Source organism: Priestia filamentosa (assembly GCF_900177535.1).
Classification (GTDB): Bacteria; Bacillota; Bacilli; order Bacillales; family Bacillaceae_H; genus Bacillus_I; species Bacillus_I filamentosa.
The window spans coordinates 445,328-467,039 of sequence record NZ_FXAJ01000003.1 but is presented as its reverse complement, the minus strand read 5'-3'; the positions used below and the strand labels follow the sequence as shown (position 1 = coordinate 467,039).

Here is a 21,712-nt window from a genome sequence, read left to right as displayed (position 1 = left end):
AATAAAAATAGCTAGTTAGAAATGTATAGTTCAGACATCTAACTAGCTATTTTTTAATTAGGCTTATATATTTTTTCATCAATAAAGCACAATATTATGAAAAAGAAGGAAAGAGAAAAATCCTTCCCCTCTTCCATATCACATATAATCAGCACATTTCTCTTTTAGTAGAATCTTTCTATTTAATATCGATAATCCCGTAGAGAACACTTGCATTATGGGACAATGGTGATCTCTTCTTTTGTTTCAACCCCTTCATTATCTTCTTCCACTAACTTGTCAAAGGAGCCATATTTCTCTTGAATCAGTATATATCCAAGAGCTGCAATAAGGCTCGGAACAGCAAAGGTAGCAAAAAGAACGTTTGGATTCATCCCTGTTGCCATAAGCATAGCGATTAAAGTTGGAGCAAGGATAGAACCGATGCGCCCAGATGCTTGGGCATAACCTATTCCAGTTGCACGGATTGCGCGGGGATAATATTCTGTAATGTATGGATTTCCTAAATTCATTGCCCCAACTGTACAGGCACCACCAATGGCAATCAAGAAATATAGAGCGATCACATTACTTGTCATACTCAATGCAACAAATGTAATCGCTCCTAAAAAAAATAGGGAAACAAGAATTTTTCGATGACCTATTTTTTCAGCTAAATAACCGCCTACAACTGAACCAAGGATTTGACCAACACATAAAACTAAGTTAAACGACAGGCTTGAAGTGATGCTGAAGCCTGTGTCTTGCATCATTTTTGGCAGCCACGTATTAAGCCCGTAAGCCATCATCAATGTGCAGAATACAGCAATCCAAATCGAAACAGTACTAAATGCACGTTTGTCCGTAAATAATTTTTTTACTGGAGAGCCTTTAGCCCCTTCTTCAGCTTCTTTAAGCTTGTAATCATCTGTTTCCTTATAATTGCCGGTTGGATGGACTTTATTTAAAATACCGACTACTTTGCCAACTTGCTTCCTTGCTAAATAATAAGTAATGGATTCCGGAAACTGCTTCATAAACAATGGAAGAGTAATTAATGGAATAATCCCAATATAATACAACATGCGCCAATCTGTATGAGGTACAATATACATGCCAATCAAGGAAGCCATTATTCCACCTAATGCATATCCAACATACATTATAGCCACAATGAAGGCACGATTTTTTTTAGGAGAGTATTCTGTCATTAATGAAATGGCATTCGGCATCAAGCCCCCCATGCCAATTGAAGCGGTGAAGCGCATAACTGTAAACCATGTGATATTAGGCGCAAGCCCTGCACCTAGTGTAAAGACACTAAATAAAAACATACAAAGTACAATTACATTTTTCCGTCCCAATTTATCAGCAACTGGAGCTAAAATAAGAGCACCAACTAACATTCCAAATAAAGAATAACTACCAACAGCTCCCGCTTGAACGGATGAGATATTCCACTCCTCCATCATCCACGGCAATCCTACACCATACATTGCAATATCATATCCATCAAAACCAATAGCATAAAAACACCAAAGAAAAACGAGCAAATGAAAGCGATTAAATTTACTAGCAGCAACAACATCCGAAGCAACAATACTACGCATTTCCTTCCTCCTATTCTAAAATTATCTGTTCTATTGTTGAGCCCTAATACGCTTATAAATTCTTTTTAAATGACTATCCGAATAGTAATATCAACCTGGAGATATAACACAATCTAAAATGAAACTTACATTAGTGTGGTTTTTAGGATTTCCCCCCTGATAGTTAATCGGAATAATCAAGACTTTAGAGGCTGTTCCACTCCTCCTTCTTTATCTCTTTTGAACCTTGAAGTGAAGGATTTACTACTCTTTAAGCGTCATATAAATTGGTAAGGGACAGATTCCTCTAGCAACTCCTATATATAGCTTTTTAATGTTTCAAAGCAATATATATTCAGTTTGAGGAATCTGCCCCTTTTCTTTTGCCTTATGTCACGTAAACTGCCTCTTACTTAAACAATTAATTATTTGTAACCGCTTTATTAAAAACAGGTTTATCTTGTAAACGAAGTTCAAAATCTAAATGAGCTGTATAATAGTTACTTTTCAATCCTTTTTCCGCACCAGCATGTTTATCTAACTTAGTAATTAACGTTCCTCGAACTCCTTGTGCCACATCATCTTCTAAATATTGATCACCTTCAAAATAGATTTGTGTAACTAATTTATCACCTTTTTCTGGTTGGAATAAGAGATGCAAATGGGCAGGACGATATGGATGATGATCGATCCATTTCAAAAATTGACCTGTAGGTCCATCAGCTGGAATAGAATAATTGCCTGGCACAACCGTTCGAACTTCAAAGTAACCATTCTCATCTGTGTAAAATACACCTCGTAAATTATCATCTGGAATATCTTCCGCAAAGTAAGAATATTCTCCATTTGCATCTGCCTGCCACATATCAATTTTTGTATTAGCTAGTGGATTTCCATCTACATCTTTTACTGATCCTGAAAAGTAAAGAACATCTCCTGGTTCATTTTCACGTTGTGGCAATATCCCTGGATTTTGGACAACAGGGGTCTTTTCAATGTAATAAGGTCCTAAAATCGTAGGTTCAGTCCCTTTTACACTTTTATACATTTCTTGAAGAGCATGCGTCTCAAGGAAAACATCCATAAATAAGGGAATTTCCCCTGCTCTCCCTAATTGATCCATCCAATTTACAAGAGCTTGATAATCATCATGGTCAAGTTCGTATTCACTAATTAGTTCTTTAAATTTAATTACTAATCCATTATAAACATCGATTACCTTTTGATTTTTCATTGTTAATTCCTCCAATTTTCATGATTTTTTATATCATCTTTTCCTTATTTCTGAATATTCTCAATTACCGTGGTAATCCCTAGTCCTCCTGCTATACATAGGGTGATTAGACCGTATCTCTTTCCTGTACGTTCTAATTCATGAATTGCCTTTGTTGCTAGAATAGCTCCTGTGGCTCCAATTGGATGTCCCATAGCAATTGCCCCGCCATTAGGATTCACTTTATTTAGATCAAGTTTTAATTCTTTGATTACGGCTAGAGCTTGGGCAGAAAATGCTTCATTTAATTCAATTAAATCAATATCCTCCAGTTTTAAACCAGACATATAAAGCGCTTTCAAAGTCGAGTTTACAGGTCCGATTCCCATAAGATTTGGGGATACTCCTGCAGCCGCTTGAGCAATTACTCTCACCTTTGGTTTTTTTCCTAGTCGCTTTGCTTCTTCCTCTGACATCAGTATAAGAGCAGCTGCTCCATCATTTCTTCCACTGCTATTTCCAGCTGTAACTGTGCCATTTTCTTTAAAAACAGGCTTTAACCCAGCTAATTTTTCTAAGCTAGTTTCCCTTGGATGCTCATCTACTTTAAACTCCATTACACCCTTTCTCGTTTTCAATTGGTATGGAATAATTTCTTTTGAAAACTTTCCTGCTAAAATAGCCCGTCTTGCATTTTCTTGGCTTCTTAATGCAAATTCATCTTGTTCAGTTCGCGAAATAGTGTACTTTTCTGCTAAATTTTCTGCAGTCATCCCCATTGTTAACATTCCATATTCTTCGATAGGCTGTGAACCAGGCTGACTTTCTGTATTTGGATCCAACAACTGTCCATTTCCTGATTTTAATCCAAAGCGAACATTTCTTAAATAATACGGAGCTGTACTCATCGATTCTGCTCCACCGGCAATAATAACCTTCCCCAAGCCACCTTGAATTTGCTGGCTGGCTGAATTTATTGCTTGAACGCCAGATCCACATTGACGATGAATCGTATATCCTGGTACCTCAACAGGAAAACCTGCACGGAGTGAAGCTATTCTAGCTAAGTTTGAGGCATCAGCACTTTGTTTTGCTTGTCCCATGATTACTTCATCAATCATCTCTTTTGGTATATCCGCTCGCTTAACAACTTCATCAAGAACAGCTGCTGCTAGAAAATCAGCAGGAACATTTTCTAATGCTCCTCCTAATCTCCCAATAGCTGTTCGAACGGAGTCGATAATAACGACATTAGTCAATTGCCTTACCTCCGCATCCTTACTTTTTATCTCTTCCTTCTAAACTATCTTTATACCTTTGGTGTGCTACTTTTAAAGCAACAATAACGGACTGCTGTGATGGAGCTAAAAAATCAGTTTTAATATCCTCTATTAAAGGATTAATATCTTTACTAAAATCATATCCAACTACCATTCTCTTAAAAAAATCTTGTGCCAATGTTGTCAAAAAAGTAAATTCTGCATTAATAATAATGTGACTTTCCTTATGAATTTCAAGCACCATCCCAGCGTACTTGTAATTTTCATACATACTTGTATTTTGCGGTGCTTTTGCATATGCAGTAATTAATAATGTCGGCTGTCCCATCGAACTACATCCTTTCAAGATGACTTGTAAATATTTTATAAATTAATTAGGGTACTACTATTTCCCTACTAGTTTATACTACTTACAGTTTCTCTTGAATAATGTTTCACTTTTTCTTTATCCACCACCATCCCAAACCCTGGTCCATTTGGAATTATGATTTCAAAATTCTCATATTCAATTTGATTTACTGTTATATTATCTTTAAATAGTAAAGGACCGAATAGCTCTGTGCCAAATTTCATTTCTGGAATTGTGGAATAAAGCTGGGCACAGATGGCCGTTCCGAGGGATGATTCAATCATAGTTCCGCCATACATTGGAATGCCTGACGCTTCAGCAATGGCTGCTACTTTTTTAGTAGCCGTTAAGCCGCCTGCTTTGGGAACTTTTAGTGCAAATACATCCGCTGCTCTATTCTTGGCAATTTGATAGGCCTCTTGAATTGTTCCTAGTGACTCATCTGCCATAATTGGGACTTTAAATCTGGAAGATAATCTTGACATCCCTTCATTATTCCAACTCATTAATGGTTGTTCAATTAAATCCACGCCCCCATCTTCCAACGCTTCTATACAATAAAGAGATGTGGCTTCATCCCAAGCTTGGTTAACATCTACACGAACGCTGCCTGCACCACCAATCGCTTCTTTAATTTTAATCACATGTGCGACGTTCTTTTTCGGATCACCTTTTCCTATTTTCAATTTAAAGATATTATGCCTTTTCGTTTCTAAACAATGCTTGGCTTCTTCAATGTCCCTTACCGTATCTCCGCTCGCTAACGTCCAAGCTACAGGTAATGATGTGTGACATTGGCCTCCGAATAATTCATAGCTTGGAACATTTTTATATTTAGCCACTAAATCTATCATTGTTGCTTCAACTAGTGCCTTTGCAAAGTAATTGCCTTTAACATGGATACCAATCGTATGAGAGAGAGCATCAAAGTTAATTGGATTCTTTCCAATGAGTAATGGACTAATATACTTCTCAATGGTTAATTTGATAACTTCTGGGCTTTCTTCAAAGTAAGAAGCTCCGCCAATTGTTGCAACCTCTCCCCACCCTTCTATTCCATCTTCACTTCTCATACAAGCTAGTACAATCGTCTGCGTTACAATAGTATGCATCGCTAAATGGTGCGGTCGAATCGTTGGTAAGTCTACGATGTACACTTCCAATGAATGTATCTTCACTTAGCTCCCTCCTTTATTCGGACAATAAAGTTGGCTTCTGTTTTTTCCCTCACTTCTTCAAGTTTGACACCTGGCATTAATTCAATTAGGTTCAATGTTTTATCTTCTACTTTAAATACAGCTAATTCAGTAATAATCATATCTACACTTCTTGTCGAGGTGATAGGAAAATGACACTTTCTTAGTAATTTACTTTTTCCGTCTTTCGATGTATGGGTAGTTGTGACAATGACTTTCTTTGCTCCTACAAGTAAATCCATTGCTCCACCTACTCCCATAATGTTCTTACCTGGAACTGCCCAATTGGCGATTTGTCCTGACTGATCCACCTGTAGGACCCCAAGGATTGCTACATCAACATGCCCTCCGCGAATCATGGCAAAAGATTCGGCACTATTAAAGAACGAGGCGCCAATCGTTTCACCAACAGGCAACTTTCCTGCATTAACTAAGTTTGGATCAATTTGATTTTCATCAACATCCGCAACACCTAACAATCCATTTTCTGTATGAAAATAAACGTTTTCATCTTCAATGAATTTTGCTACTAAAGTTGGAATCCCTATCCCGAGGTTTACGACACAAGAACCTCTTAACTCTTTCGCTGCACGTTTTGCGATCAATTCTTGAATTTGATTTTTTTTATACATACGCTATAACACCCTCTTTCGTTAAAACCTTTTGTGCTTTAATAATGTGATCAACGAATAAATGAGGTGTTACAATCTCTTCCGGCGACAGTTCTCCAGGTTCGACAATCTCGTCTACTTCTGCGATTACGATATCTGCTGCTGTTGCCATCAGCGGATTAAAATTACGAGCTGTTTTGTAATATACTAAATTACCTAGTGTATCTGCTTTCCAAGCTCGAATTAAAGCAACATCTGCTCGTATCGCAGGTTCGAAGATATATTTAATACCATTAATTTCCCTTTCTTCTTTACCTTTTGCTAGTTCTGTCCCTACTCCTGTTTTCGTATAATAACCACCAATGCCAGCCCCGCCAGCACGCATCGACTCAGATAATGTCCCTTGAGGTAAAAGTTCTAATTCAATTTCACCTCTTTGATAAGCATCACCAACATCACGGTTACTTGTAAAATAAGAGCCAATTGCTTTTTTGATTTTCTTTTGGCTTAGCAGAGCTCCTAAGCCTTTTCCTTTCTCACCTAAGTTATTACTAATGATTGTTAAACCTACTACATCTTTTTTTGTTAGACCATCAATTAATGTTAGAGGAGCTCCAATTAATCCAAACCCACCTACCATTAACGTATGGCCATTCTTTACACAAGACAATGTAGACTTAATATCTTGATATATTTTCGTCATGTTTTTCACCTTCATTCTCACTCTATTTTTCTATTAATGAATCGCTTGCTTCAAACCAAGCAGGGATACCCGCCGTTAATAAACAAATAAATCCTACATCGGCTAATTGAGCTTCTGAGGCTCCATTTTTTCTTGCTTCTTCCATCCATTCCCCTGCTTGTTTCCCTTTTAATTCAGTGACAAATATTCCAACCATTAAAAGATATTTCAATGTTTTTGAAACGATAGAATCACTCAATATGTACTCTGTAAGTAACTCTTCATTTCTTGATTTAACAAGCTTCAATACATTTGTTGTAAATGTCGTATCTTCCATGTCTAAAAGTTTAATCATATGAAGAAGAAGTTCTTCTGTGGTCATGTCATCTTCATTTAACTCCTGAAATTCAATGCCTTTTAATGTAAGGGCATATTCTAACGACTTCACTCCCGTTTTCAATGCTTGCGTTCCGTTATACAAGTATGGAACGATAAGATATTCAACGAGTTCTGGTAAAGTTGCCCCTCCATCTAGTGCTCCTTTTGTATGATATACCATACTTCGTTCATATAATCTTGCTGCATTCATCCCTACTAATAAGATATCTTTTTCTTTTCGCGTTAAAGCCCCTTCTTGCATAATGTCACTACGCAAGCTCGTATAGTGGTTCAGCACATTTGGACTGTAATCATGCATTTTTTGAACCCAGCCAGGAACAACATCATACACTTCTTTAAAATATGTTAATCCTTTACTCATTTCATTAATCGCTCCTTAAATTAATTGTGAGTTTAGTATAGATAATGCTCTTATTGGGGAGGTGGTGGCATTTCTCAGTTTCAAAGGTATCCCGAAAAATAGGAAGCGAGAATGCTTAGGTAACTGATCTAAGTTAATCAAGTTCTCTACAATATAGATTTCATTACTGAGTAGAAATTGGTAAATATCGCTTTCTAAATGTTCTCTCCTATCCACATTCGGTAAATCCAATCCAACAACATGAATTTGTTTTTCAACAAACCAGTTTGCTGCACTTTCATCAAGTCCTTTTGTTTCAATAGCGCCTTCTTCTCCTCCACCTCTTTTTCTCGTTTTAATGAGAACAATGTCGTTTTTCTCAACGTATACTCCTTGTCTACGCTCCGCTTCTTCAAGTAAATCTTTTGTAATTGGATCATGCAGTTCTTTTAGCATACTTACATCTAAAACTAATGAATCACCAAACATCTTCTCTACCTTCATTTGTTCTACAGAAGCTCCATTTTCAATGAAATGTAACGGTGCTTCTACATGTGTTCCATTCTGATTCAGAAAGGAAATAAACCGCTGTTCAACTTCTTTACTTTTTGAATAATCATTATCTTTTTTTGATTTGTTTAAAACGTGCTCTCTCAAGTGATCGTTATCTGTTACGAAACCACTGTAAAGTTCTAGCGTTAAATCAATTATTTTCATCGTCATACCTCCGACGTAAAGCATTTACTTTACTACAACAAAAATGGCTACCCTAAACATTACTATCAAAGATTGATAGTAGGTGTTTAAGATAGCCAGTTCGTTCATTAGTTGTTATTAAAAAAGGTCGTTTTTTAATAGCTAATGAATAGGCGTTAATTAATTTGTTAAATTAATTTTACAATAAATTCTGATAATTGCAACACTTTTTTTGAAATCGATTTCTATGTTTAAATTTTCTTTAGAAATGTTCTTATTTCCTGATTAATTTCTTCCCTATTCTCAAAAACCATTGTATAGTGATTGCAATCCGAAACTATCGTTTTAATGTTATCCGTATATGTTTGTGTATCCTCATAGGCTTCTTTATAAAATAAAGGGGGGAACTGACCAATTTTACCACTTGCATGCACTAATAATGTAGGACAAGCAATTTGTGAACATACTTCCCTAGGAACAAAGGAGTAAAAACTATTAAAATCTGCAAGGATATGGCTCTCTGATGATTTATTCTCCCAGTGATTGTCCACTTTATGAATCTCATATTCTGCCACATTTCGCAGATGGTCTGTCCACGGAACCCCTAACCGGCTATAAATGTCTCTCATTTCCCTGATATAACTTTCCTTTGAGTCATATTCCTTGCTCAATCTTCCTAACGATGGTTGCACAATGTCGCGTTGTTGTTGAGTTGATGTAGCTGCGCCATCTAGTAATATTAACCCTTTTACTTGTTTTAATTTACTTGCTACAACAGCGGAGATAAAGGCTCCCATTGAATACCCCATTAAAATTGGATGTTCAATGTCTAATTCATGAATTAATGACATAATATCCTCTGCATGTTTGAAAAGAGAAGTCTGTTCGTCTGTTTCTGAACTATTCCCTCTTCCTCTCAAGTCAACTGCAATTACTCGGTACGTTCCTGTTAACATTTCCGCATAATAATGCATTTGTTTATGATTGCCCGTTAAACCATGAATAGCAATAATTGTCCCTTTTGTACCAGGGTAATCGGCAATTTGAATACTTCGCTTTCCTAATTCTTTTACATACATCTTCATTAAAACACCTCTTGTCTTTATTTACCTATCCTTGTTCATTATTTGAGGACTCATTTGCTTGTTAACGCTTATAAACGATAAGTATTTTACATTCTTTTTGACTAAATCAAATTCCGTAAGCCTTCGGTTGTTTGCATGGAATCATAGAAATTCTCCACCCTTACCAATGTTTCGATTACGAAAGAAGGCTACCTTAACTCCCCCATCAATTATCTAATGGTGAAATTAAGATAGCCAGTCACTTCATTAACTTTTATTAAAAAAGGACATTTTTTAAACATTAATGAATAGGCGTTAATTTATAATTTGTAATAACTTCATTGTACATAAAATTTTCTTAATTTCAATAATTTTCAGTTTATTTTATTGTATCAAAGTGCATCATCTCTTAAATCTCAATTAAAATTAACTAATGATCTTACAAACTATCCTTTTACTCGGATATTTTCTGAAAGTTTTCCCGAGTAATATATGACTTACAACTATTTTTCATTCCATCCCATCTTTTTGCCTCATCAAATACAATCTCAAATTGATCTAAAGCTCTGTAGACTAGATGGTCAATCATATCACCAATAGTTTGCGGATGATTATAAAAGGCCGGCATCGGTGGAAAAATAATGGTTCCCATTTTAGAAAGAGCTGTCATATTCTCTAAATGAATCGTGTTTAATGGAGTTTCTCTTGTCATTAATAATAACTTTTTTCGTTCTTTCAACATGACATCAGCAGCTCGAGTTATCAAATTATCAGCTATACCCATCCTAATTGTAGCAAGAGTTTTCATACTGCATGGAGCTACAATCATCCCATCAACCCGAAATGATCCACTCGATATTCTAGCCGCTTGATCGTTATATGAATAGGCATAATCAGCTAACTCTTCCACATCTCTAGCAGAATAGGAGGTTTCGTGTTGAATTGTCGCACGCGCCCAAGAAGACATAACTAAATGAGTTTCCACTTCGGTATTTCTAAGCAGTTGAAGAATTCGAATACCTAAAATAGCTCCTGTTGCTCCCGTTATTCCCACAATAATTTTCATCTAATCCCACCTTATTTATTTATGGCGGTACGGTATCTTAGTATACAGCTTAAAATCGACTTAGACAGTCAGATTACTTATTAAACAATTCCGGCGCAAAACGACTTGGGTCTACTTCTTTAAATTCCGCTCTTTTAAATTCACCTTTTAAATGAAATGGTACCGTGCAGTCAAAAATAACCTTACATGAAATCCCTTTCTCTTGAATGGAAGGACTGTAAGCAGGAGTTTGTGAAGGGTCTAATGGGTGACAACGTACCCCAGGGATAAACACTGTATCAACATCCCCCTGATAACGTGTATTAAGAGCCCACATTACATCGTTACTATCAAATGGATCAACATCTTCATCAACTATAATGACATGTTTTAATTCAGAAAATGCTGAGAAAGCTAACAAAGCTGCTTGTCTTTGTCTTCCTTCATCACTCGGTTGGCTTTTCTTAAATTGCAAAACAGCCATATATTTACCGCCGCCTGATGAATGTGCATAAACATTTAATAATTTGCCTGGCATAGCCTTTTCTACCATTTGGAGAATACTTGCTTCTGTAGGAATGCCAGCCATGTTGACATGTTCTTCGCTTGGTCCAATAACGGTTTGCATAATTGGGTTCTTTCGATGAGTAACAGCTTTTACTTTAATAAGGGGAAGTTCAGCAACCGCTGGTCCAGTATAACCAGGAAATTCCGGCATAGCTTTTCCTGTATTTGTATTTTGATCTTCCCGAACGCGTACATTAGGAATTAATTCCCCTTCAATCACATATTCAGCATTCGCAATTGCTTTTTCATCAATAGTCAAACATGAAACTAGTTCAACAGCTTCCTTTCTGATGGCTCCTGCAATACTCAATTCGTTAAAACCGAGTGGAGTTGTTGGCGGTTCAAAACATGCTCCAATTTCAATAGCCGGGTCAACGCCAATACTAATTGAAATAGGCAAAGGTTTGCCATGCTTTTCTGCTTTTTCACGAAATACCTCTAGATGGCGTCCTGGAACAAAGTACATGGACATTTCATCTTTACTTTGCAAACATAAACGGTGGATGGTAACATCTGAATCGCCTGTCTCTGAATCAGAAGCATAGCACATCCCCATCGTAATATATGGACCTGCATCTTCTTCTGTATTCGTTGGAGCAGGAATTAATTTTCTAATGTCAAAGCCTGGTTCATCTGCATAGTGAACAACTTCTTGGGCCCGAGCTTTATCATTTGAAATGGTGACTGGTGCAATCGGATTATTAGCGGCATCATTTAAGAGAAAGCCAAGACGTTCTGGCTTTGTATCAAGCAGTAGGCCGACTCTTTCACGGCTAGCTAAAAGTCCAATAATTACTCTTGCCTCTTCATGTCCCTTTACATTATTAAACATCATCGCTGGGCCACTTTGTGTAGGCCGTTTAACTGTTCCACCTGCCCCCACATGACGATATACACCTGATAATTCAGCATGTGGATTTACTTGTTCATTTGTCTCAATCAACTGACCTGGAATCGTTTTTAAAAGTTCTACTGCAGAACGTAAATCCGTTACTTTGATTTTTGTTGTAGACATTAAAACTTCCCCCTTGCATTTGTATAATCGGTAACCTATGAAATGTTTAGTTTCATGATAACCTTGCTATATGTAAATAGATTGGTTACAAATAATATCCTAAGGTGTATTTCGACTATACAGTCAACATATATATAAAATTTAATAGATTTTTTCTACAGGGATTTGCAACTGACAAAAATCAACGTTTTGGTCATTTTCGTAAAAAGTCGTATCTAATAAACAAGCATCTATAGCATCACCAACAATTTTATACTGATGATCATCAATCCATTGGATTAATGTTTTTAAAAACTCCGTATGATAAGGCATTCCGTATTTATACATACAAACATATTGTCCAGCAGGTAAAGTAATCAGGTTTTCAATATTAGCGTCTACAAAAGGTAATGAAGTATATATTCCTGCCCCCTTAAACACATCATCTTTTCTTAACTGGTCCTTTAAGATAACTGTGCCAAATCCCTCAGAAGGAAGCATCTCATGTTTACTTAGAACATTCCAAGCTTTCATCAATGTTAAATGTAATTCTTCTCGACATAACTCGTTTTCAAATGGAATAAACAATACCTTTCGTTCTGGTAGTTCTTCAATCATAGGCTTATCTAGTTCATATTTAAAATTCTTAGCTTCTCCATATTTCATTAATCTTTGTTGAATAAACTTACGCGTTTTTAGTAAATAATCAATTTCTTTATTAATAAATTCTTCGTGCAATTCTAAAAGTGAAATAGCTGTCGTAACATTTCTATTTCCAATATGGTGCTTAATACTATTAAGTTTGATACCAATAGATTTTAAAAAGCAAATTTCTCTTAGCAACGGAATTTGTTCTGCACTATAATATCTATATCCATTTTCATCAATACGGACAGGTTTGAATAACCCTATCTTATTGTAATAAATAAGTGTTTGCCTTGATATATTGTGAATAGCCGCCATTTCACTAATTGATAAATAATTTCCCACATCTATTCCCCCTCTACATGCTATAAAAATTTCAAATTAGTCTTTTACAAAATGATTTCACTTAAACACCTTTATTGAAAGCAGAATCATATTACACTACTATTATAGTTTTTAAAACAAGGCTCTCGGGCAAAAAGTTCAAGAAACTTATAGTAAATCTCTAAATTCTAAGCCTGCTAATACTGGTACTCTAAAATGAAGGGATATAAGAGTACTATAAAGCTCTTAATTACTTGTTCGCAGAAAAAAGTACTGTTTCTATGCCATTTTTTAAAACCAATTGTACTAAGGGAAACAGCTATCCTAAACCATGTCTGCATATAAAGTGCAAGTATGGAATTCAACAAGTGCGCTTCGCTCTCCAGATTCTATTAATTCATCTGAAAGTGCTCCGTCGCTTTTTTACGAAAAAAACGACTTTATTCACTCTAAAATTGAGAAAATTAATAAAAATATTTGTATAAGTATCTTCCTTCTTTAAGATATCATAAATAACTAGTTAGGGATTTTCATATAGACAATACTGAAATGAGGAAAATAAAAGTATAAATAATTTAGAACAGAACTATGTTTATTATCTAGCAACCTAACAAAATAAAAACCCTTGAATTTCGCAGTGAAATCCAAGGGTTTTCAGATAAGTATTGGGCTATTTTCCTTCTGGATAAGCTCATTATAAAAAATCAAGAAATTTTTGCACTCTATCTTCCCTATATGCCAATATCACTTGAAGTTCTTTTTCACTTATAGGCCAAGGGAAATATATTTAATTTCTAAAAATTCATCAAGTCCATGATGTCCGCCTTCACGTCCTAAACCACTTTCTTTAAATCCACCGAACGGAGCTTGAGCTGTTGAAGGAAGACCATCATTCAGCCCAACAATGCCGTATTCCAGATTTTCGGCAATTGATATTGCTTCTGAAATATGCTCAGAAAACACATACGCAGCAAGCCCATATGGAGAGTTGTTAGCTCGCTGTATGACCTCTTCATTTGTTTTAAACGTTGAAATAGGAGCAAGAGGTCCAAACGTTTCTTCTCTCATACAAAGCATACTATCATCAACATTACTAATGACGGTTGGTTGCATGAAGTTTTCTCCCTGTTCAGCACTTTGATCTCCGCCTAAAAGAAGAGCTGCCCCTTTATCCTTTGCATCTTGAATTTGGTAAGCGACTTTTTTGACTGCTTTTTCATCAATTAATGGGCCAATCTCTACTCCCTCTTCTAATCCATTTCCAACGCGCAGCTTTTCTACCCCTGCAACAAATGCTTCTGTAAACTCTTTTTCAACTGCTTCATGTACATAAATACGGTTTGTACATACGCATGTTTGGCCTGCGTTACGAAATTTTGAAGTAATTGCTCCTTCAACAGCTTTTTCAATATTAGCATGCTTTGTCACAATAAAAGGAGCATGTCCTCCAAGCTCAAGCGATACTTTTTTTACTGTATCTGCTGCACCACGCATAAGCAGTTTGCCAACTTCTGTAGATCCTGTGAATGAAATTTTACGAACCCGGCTGTCTTTCATCCACGTTTCTCCTATCTCAGCAGCATTTCCTGTTACAACATTAATAACTCCTTTTGGGATTCCTGCTTTTTCAGCAAGTTTCGCAAGCTTAAAAGCAGTTAAAGGTGTTTGTTCGGCTGGTTTGATTACAACTGTACACCCAGCAGCAAGCGCTGGTGCTACCTTACGAGTAATCATAGCCGCTGGAAAATTCCAAGGTGTAATCACTGCTACAACTCCAACAGGCTGCTTTTGCACAAAAAGACGCTTATTTCGTGCTGAAGCAGGGATTGTTTCCCCGTAAATTCGTTTTCCTTCTTCTGCATACCATGCTAAAAAACTATTGGCATATTTCACTTCTCCAATTGCTTCGTTAAGCGGTTTTCCCTGTTCCCTTGTCATCAGTTTTCCTATTTCTTTTTCTTCAGCCGCGATGGCTTCATACCATTTCATTAAAAGTGACGAGCGTTCTACAGCCGTTTTGTTTTTCCAAGTTGAAAATGCTTCATAAGCTCCAGCAACTGCTCTCTCTGCTTCTTTTTCTCCTCCGTTTGGAACAGTCGCAATTACTTCATTTGTAGCTGGATTGTTTACTTCAATATTCTCTTGAAGTGTAATCCATTCTCCGTCAATATATAAGCGCTCTTGAGTCATTAGTTTTTCCACACCCTTCTTTATCTTCTCATTCTATCTTTTACTCTAGCATATTTTCCTTTGTCTGACTTATTGAAATGCTCAGAATTTTTTCTACAAAAACTACTCTATCCCTCTTGTGTACTTCTGAATCTTTCTTATCGCTGAAGACTGGCTAATTCCAAGTTCTTCAGCTACTTTGTAAGAGGAGCCAAATTCTTCATATGCCTCTTGGATAAGACGGCATTCAAGCTCTTCTAATTTTTGGTGAAGAGATAAATGCGCGGACGTATATGTTTCTTGTTGAAGAAATGGAACATCTCTTATGGTAACAATACGTTCACTTGTCACAACAAGCCGCTCAACCATATTTTCAATTTCTCTTATATTTCCGGGCCATTCTCCTTTCAAAAAAGCTTCAAAGACTTTCGGAGAAAATTCCACATTTCGATTATATCGCTCATTAAAAACGGTTAAAAAATGATGAACAAGTGGAATGATCTCTTCTCTTCTCTCTCTCAAAGGCGGTATGTACAGTGGTATAACATTCAGCCGGTAATATAAGTCTCTTCTAAACGTACCCTTTTTCACCATTTCTTCTAAAGACTGATTTGTTGCTGCAACAATTCTTATATCAAGCTTTATTTCTTTTGTTCCTCCAATTGGACGCACTTTCTTTTCTTGTAATACGTGCAACAACTTGCTTTGTGCTGAAAGAGAAAGTTCTCCAACTTCATCAAGAAAAAGCGTGCCACAGTTCGCTTTCTCAATCAATCCTTTCTTTCCTTGCTTAAGCCCCCCTGTAAAAGCACCGCCTTCATAGCCAAAAAGCTCTGCTTCAATAAGCGTCTCGGGCAGCGCTGCGCAATTCACTTCATAGTAAGGTTTTGTCTTACGAGAACTCCTATCATGCATAAGGCGAGCAATTCTGCTTTTTCCGACTCCTGTTTCACCAAGAATAAGGATTGTTGTATCAACTACTGATACTCGTTCTATAAACTGAAACACTTTTTTCATTTTATCGCTATGAACAATAATTCCTGTTATGTCGCTCTGCGTTTGAACAAGCTCACGCTTGTAAAATTCAATTTGCTGCTCCATTTTATCAACTTGATGAGAAAGCTCCATTAAATCTGTTAAGTCTCTTGAATAGCTAATGACGCTTTTAAGTTTTCCATTTTTATAAAAAATAGGTCGTGCTCTTACATGAAGATAACGACTTTTATCTGTTTTTTGAACAATTTCTAAGGCCTGTTTACTTTCAATAACTTGAAGACTTGCTGAAGGGTAAAAAATCCCCTGCTCTTCTAGCTCCCTTACATGCTTTCCAACAAAATCTGATTTAGAGAGACCATAGTACTGTTCACAAGCTGAGTTCACCATAATGACCGTACCGTGTGCATCTGTTACAAAAATTTCATCAAAAGATGATTCAAAAATATCGTAAAGCTCTTCTGCTACCTGTTCATGATGATGGGTATGAAATGTCATCTTTTTTCCCCTTTTGCTCAATTCTTTTATCTTCATCATAGCATAAAGGGGAAAAAGGATTATAGACTTGTTTTAATATGAAAGCTCTTTGCTAGATGTACATTCTTTCAATAGCTCTTCCATTAGAGCTAACCCTTGTTCAAGCTGTTCATCTGTAATCACAAGTGGCATAAGAACACGCAATACATTCCCATATACTCCAGCGCTCAAAAGAAGCAAACCTCTTTCATTCGCTTTTTGAGCAATTTCTTTAGCAAGAAGAGCGTCGGGCTCTTTTGTTTTTGGATCTTTTACAAGCTCCATTGCACACATAGCACCTAGAGAACGAACGTCTCCGATACATTCAAATGTTTTCTGCCATGTTTTAAAACGGTTTGTTACAGTTTCACCAAGCTTAACAGCTCTGTCATTCAACTGTTCCTCTTCAATAATATCAAGCACAGCAAGAGCAGCTTTACAACCAAGCGGGCTTCCGCAATAGGTTCCTCCAAGTTCTCCAGGGGCAGCTGTATCCATTACTTCACTTCGTCCTATTACTCCACTGAGCGGTACACCTGCTGCCAAAGATTTTGAAACTGTGATTAAGTCTGGCTCAACGTCAAAATGCTCAATGGCAAACGTTTTTCCTGTGCGTGCAAACCCTGTTTGAATTTCATCTGCTACGAACAGTATTCCATGCTCCTTACAAAATGCAGCAATCTCTTTAACAAACTTTTTAGACGGGACAATAAAACCACCTTCACCTTGAACAGGCTCCATTACAACTGCAGCTACTGTCTCTGGAGCTACTTCATACAATACAAACTTTTTGAATTCATCAATAATAAAATCTGTATACTGCTCTTCTGTCATTCCTTCAGGACGACGATATTCATATGGATAAGGTGCTTTATACACTTCAGGTGCAAAAGGACCAAATCCGTATTTATAAGGCTTTACTTTTCCTGTCATCGTCATCGTCATCAATGTTCTGCCATGAAAGCCGCGTGTAAAGGAGATTACTCCTTGGCGCTTCGTATATTTACGAGCAATTTTCACTGCATTTTCCACAGCTTCTGCTCCACTATTTAAAAACATTACCTTTTTTTCAAAACTTCCTGGGGCAAGGCTTGCTAACTTTTCCGCTAATTCAATATATGACTCATACATCATCACATTAAATCCTGTATGAATAAAATCATCAATTTGTTTGTGCAAGGCTTCTGTCACTTTTGGATGACTATGGCCAACGTTAATTGTGCCAATCGCTCCTGCAAAATCAATAAATGTATTGCCATCTACGTCTGTAACAAGAGCTCCCTCTGCTTTTTGAGCAAATGCCTTATTCCCATAACTAACGCCTTTTGGGACAATAGCTTCTCTTCGTTTTAATAGCTGTTCTGATTTCTTATATTCTTTGCTCATTGCAATCTCTCCTCTAAATAAAGTCTTCCCTCTCTTATAATGCAAGTTCCGTGCCAACTTTTAAAAAGACGATAAGAAAAGACTTTTATTCTCTGCTCTGTGCATACGTTAAGTCAAAAAAGACTCAATAAGTCTTTCTTGACTTAGTTCCTATATATCGTTTAAGTTTGCATAGTATGATTGAAATTTACAAACCGATTACTTTTTCATTACCGTTTGCTTATAATCATCAAATTTGATAACAAACGAGTATTTTTTTTGTATACTTTTAATGAATGGTGATTTGGGAGGGATAAAGATTGAAAAAAGAAGAAACCATTTCACTTTCCACTTATGACCCAGCGTGGCCGAAGCTCTTCCATTATGAAAAGCATCGAATCAAAAAAGCGTTAGGTATGGACTTATGTGATATAGAACATGTAGGAAGTACTGCTGTTGAAGGGATGATTGCAAGACCTGTTATCGATATTCAAGCAGGCATGTATTCTTTACGACTGACAGAGCCACTCTATCATAAATTAGAAAGTCTTGATTACACATTAACTGAAGAAATAGAAAATGAAAGATTGCTTTTTACAAAACGAACAAACCTTTCGATTAACTTACATATTGTTCTTTATGATGGAGAGCGGTGGAGAAACGGACTACTTTGGCGCGACTACTTACGCAGCACACCTAAGATTGCCCAAAACTTCGGCAGCTTTAAACATGGCCTTGTAAGAAATGGGGTTCACGATCTTCAAGAATATATTAGTCAAAAGCTTTCTTTTATTAACAACGTTATAAACTACTCAAACCAAAAAAAAGGCTGGGGATGAAGTTCCCGAGCCTTTTAAGGTAGGTTGTGAATTACCCCTATATAATGTACAACAAGCGCAGATGAAATTAAAATAACCACGTTCAGTAAAAAACCTAAAAGTGACAGTGTGCTTTTTCGGCGCTTTAAAAATAAACTAATGAAACCAAGTCCTCCTCCAATAAATAAGAATGGAAGAAGAAGCTCTAAATACATCTTTTGCGTTAAAATGGTCACATTAGCTAAAATCAATCCTAAAAAACCGATTCCAAACGATATTAACCCAATAAGGGGTTCTTCATGATTTCGCTTTGTTCTTATTCCCATTGCCAAAGTTCCACCTCACCTAGTTCTAATCCTTTTACATGCTTATTATCCTTTAGCTTCAAAATTTCTTTTGTTGGGCCTGTCATAACAATACCATATGTTTTGATGCCGTTTTTATTGACATAAGCTAAGCGTTCTTTTAAATGCAAGTCCCGCGATTTTGCTATTTTTTCAGACCACTTTTCATTTTCAGTAAGCTCTTTTAAAATTTGATGAAATTCCTCTGTTGTCATTTTCTTTGGATTTTCAATTCCATTTTGAACAGGATAACCCATTGGTGTTACCACAACGCCATTTTTATCTTTTTGTTCTTTTTCATATCCTGTATCAATAGCATACCATAATGTTTTATGATCTATATTCCCTAGCAGATTTTCCACATCACTTGGATCATATAATTTGTCAAACGACACGTAAGCCTCTGCAACCGTTCCTTCTGGTAGCTGACTTAAACGCTGCCACTCTTTTTCAGATGAAGGAAACGGGCTCACGCTCGGATGATGGATTTTTAAGTCTTTCACTTTCTGAGAAGAAGAAAAAGAATCGCTTAAATAATTATGATCCACGTTTTCAAGGTTACTAAACCATAAATTGAGTCCTTTATCCCCAATCCGTGTCTGTTCTGTTCCAACTTGTTTCCACATATCAAGATTGGCACTTAAGGTAAAAAGACCAACTTGCTCATGAAACTTATTGCGATCAACTTGTACGTTGGGCTCTGTGACCATTACCGTATCTGAGGCAACGTCCAAAAAGCGATTTGCCATATTTTGTTCTTCTCCGTATCCGTAAAAGATATACGTTAAAAGCGTCCCAGCAGGTAAGATAGAAAGAAGCAATACACTTCCAAGCAAAGCCGCTTTAATTACAGCTTTTCTTCTTCCTAAGTTGATTAATTTCAACTTTTTCTCTTCCGATAATCCTTGTTCTTCCATATTCGGTTCAAATTCTTCATCAAGAAAATCTTGATAAACCTCAAACTTTTCTAAGTCTTGCTCGAGCTCCTCTTCCTCAGCTTGAGAAAGCTTTCCTTCTTTATAGAGCTCTAGCTTCTTGCGAAATTCATTATCCAATGTCATCATCCTTTTCCTTTAACTTGCGCAGTTTCCGTCGTGCTCGAAACAAAATACTTTTGTAGTTCGCAAGCGATACACCCATCTCATCTGCTGCTTCCTGATATGTAAGTTCTCTTACATCTGATAGCAAGACAGCTTGTCTATATTTAGGAGATAGTTCGTCCATAGCGTTAAAAACATTTTGAACCGAATCTTTTGTAAGCACCTGTTTTTCCACTTGATCGTTCGATTGAACAGTACGAAAAAATTCATCGTCAACAACAGATACACGTTTATGTTTCCTTAAGAAATCAATCCACACGTTATGCGCAACTCTAAATAGCCAGGCTTTTATATTGGTTGTCTCATCTTTATCAACATGTAAGTAAGCACGATAAAATACTTCCTGCACTAAATCCTCACTTATATAATGGTCTTTACTTAACGAAAGGAGGTATCGATACACATCTGTTACATATTGCCTATATAAGTCTTCTAACGTTTGTTCATCCATTGTATTTTCCCTTTCTATAACCTCCACCCGTTTATTCCGTTTACAAAACGAATCGAGGCAGCAAAAAGTTGCACCTTAATTTCTGGTTTTACATTGTTTTATTAAAAAAGTCAAATTCTCTTTTCATACGTTTAATGGATGTAAAGGTTTCAAGAACGTCAAAAAATAGGTAAAACTCCCCCTTTGATGCGTCTTTTAGAGGGGCTTTACCTTTTCATTTTAAACTTTAAAAAAGTCGCTCTGGTAGCTTGTCAACAGATTCAATTAGCGCATTAAGTCTTCCTTCAATTCTATGAAGCAAATAGATGCTCACAGCAATTGGAAAGCCAACTTCTGATGCAATTGAAATAAATTGGTCCATTTTATATCCCCCTATTCTAACGTAAATGTACTAGAATTTCACCTCTTTTATAAAAAAAGACCAAGCGTGCTAATATGTTTTTAGCAGCGCTTGGCGTTTTCTTTAAACGATAAGCTCTGTTACTTCTCGACTCACAATTTGAGCTCCTTTTACCTCTTTAAAATCTCCACCTTGTGAACTAAATATGTTCTGTAAAATAAGTTCCTCCATCACTGCTTTAATCTCGGCTTCTGTCACATTTTCTCTAGGATGCTGCAAAGAGATACTTACTGATTTTCCACTTTCATTTAAAAACTGCATACTTAGCGTTTTCTCCATTATTGTTCCCCCTTATTATTCAACAATAAAATGAACGTCATTTTGTTCTACTCTTTCAAGTGGAAGCGATTGTAAGGAAGCAAGAGCATTCGCTGCTTTGTACAACTGATCTTCGGTGCTGCTAGCTTTTGTGTTGTACGTTTTAAAAGCATAAACCGGATTTCCTTTCTCATTTGTCCCTTCCAAAAATACGAGTCGAAGCTTGCGTGTTTGTAAGATTGTATTTGCCATCTTTATCCCTCCTTTCACTCTTTTTATACAAAGTAACAACAAAAAAAGGGTAGTCATTTTTTTATGACTACCC

Annotated in this window: 23 protein-coding genes; 1 reads left to right on the top strand and 22 read right to left on the bottom strand. The window is 36.5% G+C overall.

What is annotated here, in order from left to right:
• Positions 1-215 precede the first annotated feature (215 nt).
• The 16 genes from B9N79_RS15930 to gabT form a co-directional block, all read right to left on the bottom strand.
• Entirely contained in the window at positions 216-1,589 is a 1,374-nt protein-coding gene (locus B9N79_RS15930) for an MFS transporter (protein WP_085118682.1), read from the bottom strand.
• A 400-nt stretch (positions 1,590-1,989) separates the two neighbouring features.
• A complete protein-coding gene (locus B9N79_RS15925) occupies positions 1,990-2,802 on the bottom strand; it encodes a dioxygenase family protein (protein WP_046216831.1) in 813 nt (270 codons plus the stop codon).
• Between the two features lie 44 nt (positions 2,803-2,846).
• Complete coding sequence (locus tag B9N79_RS15920; protein WP_046216830.1) at positions 2,847-4,040, bottom strand: thiolase family protein; 1,194 nt, start codon at positions 4,038-4,040, stop codon at positions 2,847-2,849.
• 19 nt (positions 4,041-4,059) lie between these two features.
• On the bottom strand, positions 4,060-4,389 hold the full coding sequence (locus B9N79_RS15915) for a DUF3870 domain-containing protein (protein ID WP_019393320.1): 330 nt from the start codon (positions 4,387-4,389) through the stop codon (positions 4,060-4,062).
• A 68-nt stretch (positions 4,390-4,457) separates the two neighbouring features.
• Positions 4,458-5,588, bottom strand: a complete 1,131-nt coding sequence (locus B9N79_RS15910; RefSeq protein WP_046216829.1) for a muconate cycloisomerase family protein — start codon at positions 5,586-5,588, stop codon at positions 4,458-4,460.
• Positions 5,585-6,238: a 3-oxoacid CoA-transferase subunit B gene (locus B9N79_RS15905; RefSeq protein ID WP_046216828.1), complete on the bottom strand. Its 654-nt coding sequence runs from the start codon at positions 6,236-6,238 to the stop codon at positions 5,585-5,587. Before B9N79_RS15905 ends, B9N79_RS15910 begins: the two co-directional genes overlap by 4 nt.
• Positions 6,231-6,920, bottom strand: a complete 690-nt coding sequence (locus tag B9N79_RS15900; protein ID WP_046216827.1) for a CoA transferase subunit A — start codon at positions 6,918-6,920, stop codon at positions 6,231-6,233. Before B9N79_RS15900 ends, B9N79_RS15905 begins: the two co-directional genes overlap by 8 nt.
• A 22-nt stretch (positions 6,921-6,942) precedes the next feature.
• Positions 6,943-7,659: a carboxymuconolactone decarboxylase family protein gene (locus B9N79_RS15895; RefSeq protein ID WP_046216826.1), complete on the bottom strand. Its 717-nt coding sequence runs from the start codon at positions 7,657-7,659 to the stop codon at positions 6,943-6,945.
• Positions 7,660-7,674: 15 nt separating this feature from the next.
• Positions 7,675-8,355: a cyclase family protein gene (locus B9N79_RS15890; protein ID WP_046216825.1), complete on the bottom strand. Its 681-nt coding sequence runs from the start codon at positions 8,353-8,355 to the stop codon at positions 7,675-7,677.
• A gap of 230 nt (positions 8,356-8,585) precedes the next feature.
• Positions 8,586-9,419: an alpha/beta fold hydrolase gene (locus tag B9N79_RS15885; RefSeq protein ID WP_046216824.1), complete on the bottom strand. Its 834-nt coding sequence runs from the start codon at positions 9,417-9,419 to the stop codon at positions 8,586-8,588.
• Positions 9,420-9,852: 433 nt separating this feature from the next.
• Complete coding sequence (locus B9N79_RS15880) at positions 9,853-10,464, bottom strand: non-oxidative hydroxyarylic acid decarboxylases subunit B (RefSeq protein ID WP_046216823.1); 612 nt, start codon at positions 10,462-10,464, stop codon at positions 9,853-9,855.
• A 73-nt stretch (positions 10,465-10,537) separates the two neighbouring features.
• The gene (locus tag B9N79_RS15875) at positions 10,538-12,025 is read right to left on the bottom strand and encodes a UbiD family decarboxylase (protein WP_046216822.1); all 1,488 of its coding nucleotides are present in this window, start codon (positions 12,023-12,025) and stop codon (positions 10,538-10,540) included.
• A gap of 141 nt (positions 12,026-12,166) precedes the next feature.
• Positions 12,167-12,994, bottom strand: a complete 828-nt coding sequence (locus B9N79_RS15870) for a MerR family transcriptional regulator (RefSeq protein ID WP_094041280.1) — start codon at positions 12,992-12,994, stop codon at positions 12,167-12,169.
• A gap of 744 nt (positions 12,995-13,738) precedes the next feature.
• Positions 13,739-15,163 carry an NAD-dependent succinate-semialdehyde dehydrogenase gene (locus B9N79_RS15865; protein ID WP_046216821.1) on the bottom strand — a complete coding sequence of 475 codons (1,425 nt, stop codon included), beginning with the start codon at positions 15,161-15,163 and terminating at the stop codon, positions 13,739-13,741.
• Positions 15,164-15,265: 102 nt separating this feature from the next.
• Positions 15,266-16,633 (bottom strand): sigma-54 interaction domain-containing protein, encoded by a 1,368-nt coding sequence (locus B9N79_RS15860; protein ID WP_085118679.1) that lies wholly within the window; start codon positions 16,631-16,633, stop codon positions 15,266-15,268.
• A 72-nt stretch (positions 16,634-16,705) separates the two neighbouring features.
• Positions 16,706-18,037: a 4-aminobutyrate--2-oxoglutarate transaminase gene (gabT, locus tag B9N79_RS15855; RefSeq protein WP_046216819.1), complete on the bottom strand. Its 1,332-nt coding sequence runs from the start codon at positions 18,035-18,037 to the stop codon at positions 16,706-16,708.
• Positions 18,038-18,336: 299 nt separating this feature from the next.
• Here gabT and B9N79_RS15850 point away from each other — a divergent pair, with 299 nt between their 5' ends.
• Positions 18,337-18,855, top strand: a complete 519-nt coding sequence (locus tag B9N79_RS15850) for a GrpB family protein (RefSeq protein ID WP_019393306.1) — start codon at positions 18,337-18,339, stop codon at positions 18,853-18,855.
• A 14-nt stretch (positions 18,856-18,869) separates the two neighbouring features.
• On the opposite strand, the gene B9N79_RS15845 is transcribed toward B9N79_RS15850, so the two are convergent.
• From B9N79_RS15845 to B9N79_RS15820, 6 genes are all read right to left on the bottom strand, one after another.
• Positions 18,870-19,160: a hypothetical protein gene (locus tag B9N79_RS15845; protein WP_019393305.1), complete on the bottom strand. Its 291-nt coding sequence runs from the start codon at positions 19,158-19,160 to the stop codon at positions 18,870-18,872.
• On the bottom strand, positions 19,151-20,233 hold the full coding sequence (locus B9N79_RS15840; protein ID WP_158512792.1) for an anti-sigma factor: 1,083 nt from the start codon (positions 20,231-20,233) through the stop codon (positions 19,151-19,153). The genes B9N79_RS15845 and B9N79_RS15840 overlap by 10 nt, the downstream gene beginning before the upstream one ends.
• On the bottom strand, positions 20,226-20,729 hold the full coding sequence (locus B9N79_RS15835; RefSeq protein WP_019393303.1) for a sigma-70 family RNA polymerase sigma factor: 504 nt from the start codon (positions 20,727-20,729) through the stop codon (positions 20,226-20,228). The genes B9N79_RS15840 and B9N79_RS15835 overlap by 8 nt, the downstream gene beginning before the upstream one ends.
• A gap of 226 nt (positions 20,730-20,955) precedes the next feature.
• Complete coding sequence (locus B9N79_RS15830) at positions 20,956-21,090, bottom strand: YvrJ family protein (RefSeq protein ID WP_019393302.1); 135 nt, start codon at positions 21,088-21,090, stop codon at positions 20,956-20,958.
• Positions 21,091-21,192: 102 nt separating this feature from the next.
• Complete coding sequence (locus B9N79_RS15825; protein WP_019393301.1) at positions 21,193-21,408, bottom strand: DUF2922 domain-containing protein; 216 nt, start codon at positions 21,406-21,408, stop codon at positions 21,193-21,195.
• A gap of 15 nt (positions 21,409-21,423) precedes the next feature.
• Positions 21,424-21,639, bottom strand: coding sequence for a DUF1659 domain-containing protein (locus B9N79_RS15820; RefSeq protein ID WP_019393300.1), 216 nt, complete (start codon positions 21,637-21,639; stop codon positions 21,424-21,426).
• Positions 21,640-21,712: the final 73 nt, after the last annotated feature.

Excerpts from the sequence above, each read along its gene's own strand:
- B9N79_RS15930 (WP_085118682.1), bottom strand. The coding sequence starts at position 1,589 with ATGCGTAGTATTGTTGCTTCGGATGTTGTTGCTGCTAGTAAATTTAAT.
- B9N79_RS15895 (WP_046216826.1), bottom strand. The coding sequence starts at position 7,659 with ATGAGTAAAGGATTAACATATTTTAAAGAAGTGTATGATGTTGTTCCT.
- B9N79_RS15905 (WP_046216828.1), bottom strand. The coding sequence starts at position 6,238 with ATGTATAAAAAAAATCAAATTCAAGAATTGATCGCAAAACGTGCAGCG.
- B9N79_RS15845 (WP_019393305.1), bottom strand. The coding sequence starts at position 19,160 with ATGGGAATAAGAACAAAGCGAAATCATGAAGAACCCCTTATTGGGTTA.
- B9N79_RS15880 (WP_046216823.1), bottom strand. The coding sequence starts at position 10,464 with ATGAAAATTATTGTGGGAATAACGGGAGCAACAGGAGCTATTTTAGGT.
- B9N79_RS15925 (WP_046216831.1), bottom strand. The coding sequence starts at position 2,802 with ATGAAAAATCAAAAGGTAATCGATGTTTATAATGGATTAGTAATTAAA.
- B9N79_RS15830 (WP_019393302.1), bottom strand. The coding sequence starts at position 21,090 with ATGGACCAATTTATTTCAATTGCATCAGAAGTTGGCTTTCCAATTGCT.
- B9N79_RS15900 (WP_046216827.1), bottom strand. The coding sequence starts at position 6,920 with ATGACGAAAATATATCAAGATATTAAGTCTACATTGTCTTGTGTAAAG.
- B9N79_RS15885 (WP_046216824.1), bottom strand. The coding sequence starts at position 9,419 with ATGAAGATGTATGTAAAAGAATTAGGAAAGCGAAGTATTCAAATTGCC.
- B9N79_RS15825 (WP_019393301.1), bottom strand. The coding sequence starts at position 21,408 with ATGGAGAAAACGCTAAGTATGCAGTTTTTAAATGAAAGTGGAAAATCA.
- B9N79_RS15820 (WP_019393300.1), bottom strand. The coding sequence starts at position 21,639 with ATGGCAAATACAATCTTACAAACACGCAAGCTTCGACTCGTATTTTTG.
- B9N79_RS15860 (WP_085118679.1), bottom strand. The coding sequence starts at position 16,633 with ATGACATTTCATACCCATCATCATGAACAGGTAGCAGAAGAGCTTTAC.
- gabT (WP_046216819.1), bottom strand. The coding sequence starts at position 18,037 with ATGAGCAAAGAATATAAGAAATCAGAACAGCTATTAAAACGAAGAGAA.
- B9N79_RS15890 (WP_046216825.1), bottom strand. The coding sequence starts at position 8,355 with ATGAAAATAATTGATTTAACGCTAGAACTTTACAGTGGTTTCGTAACA.
- B9N79_RS15835 (WP_019393303.1), bottom strand. The coding sequence starts at position 20,729 with ATGGATGAACAAACGTTAGAAGACTTATATAGGCAATATGTAACAGAT.
- B9N79_RS15875 (WP_046216822.1), bottom strand. The coding sequence starts at position 12,025 with ATGTCTACAACAAAAATCAAAGTAACGGATTTACGTTCTGCAGTAGAA.
- B9N79_RS15865 (WP_046216821.1), bottom strand. The coding sequence starts at position 15,163 with ATGACTCAAGAGCGCTTATATATTGACGGAGAATGGATTACACTTCAA.
- B9N79_RS15915 (WP_019393320.1), bottom strand. The coding sequence starts at position 4,389 with ATGGGACAGCCGACATTATTAATTACTGCATATGCAAAAGCACCGCAA.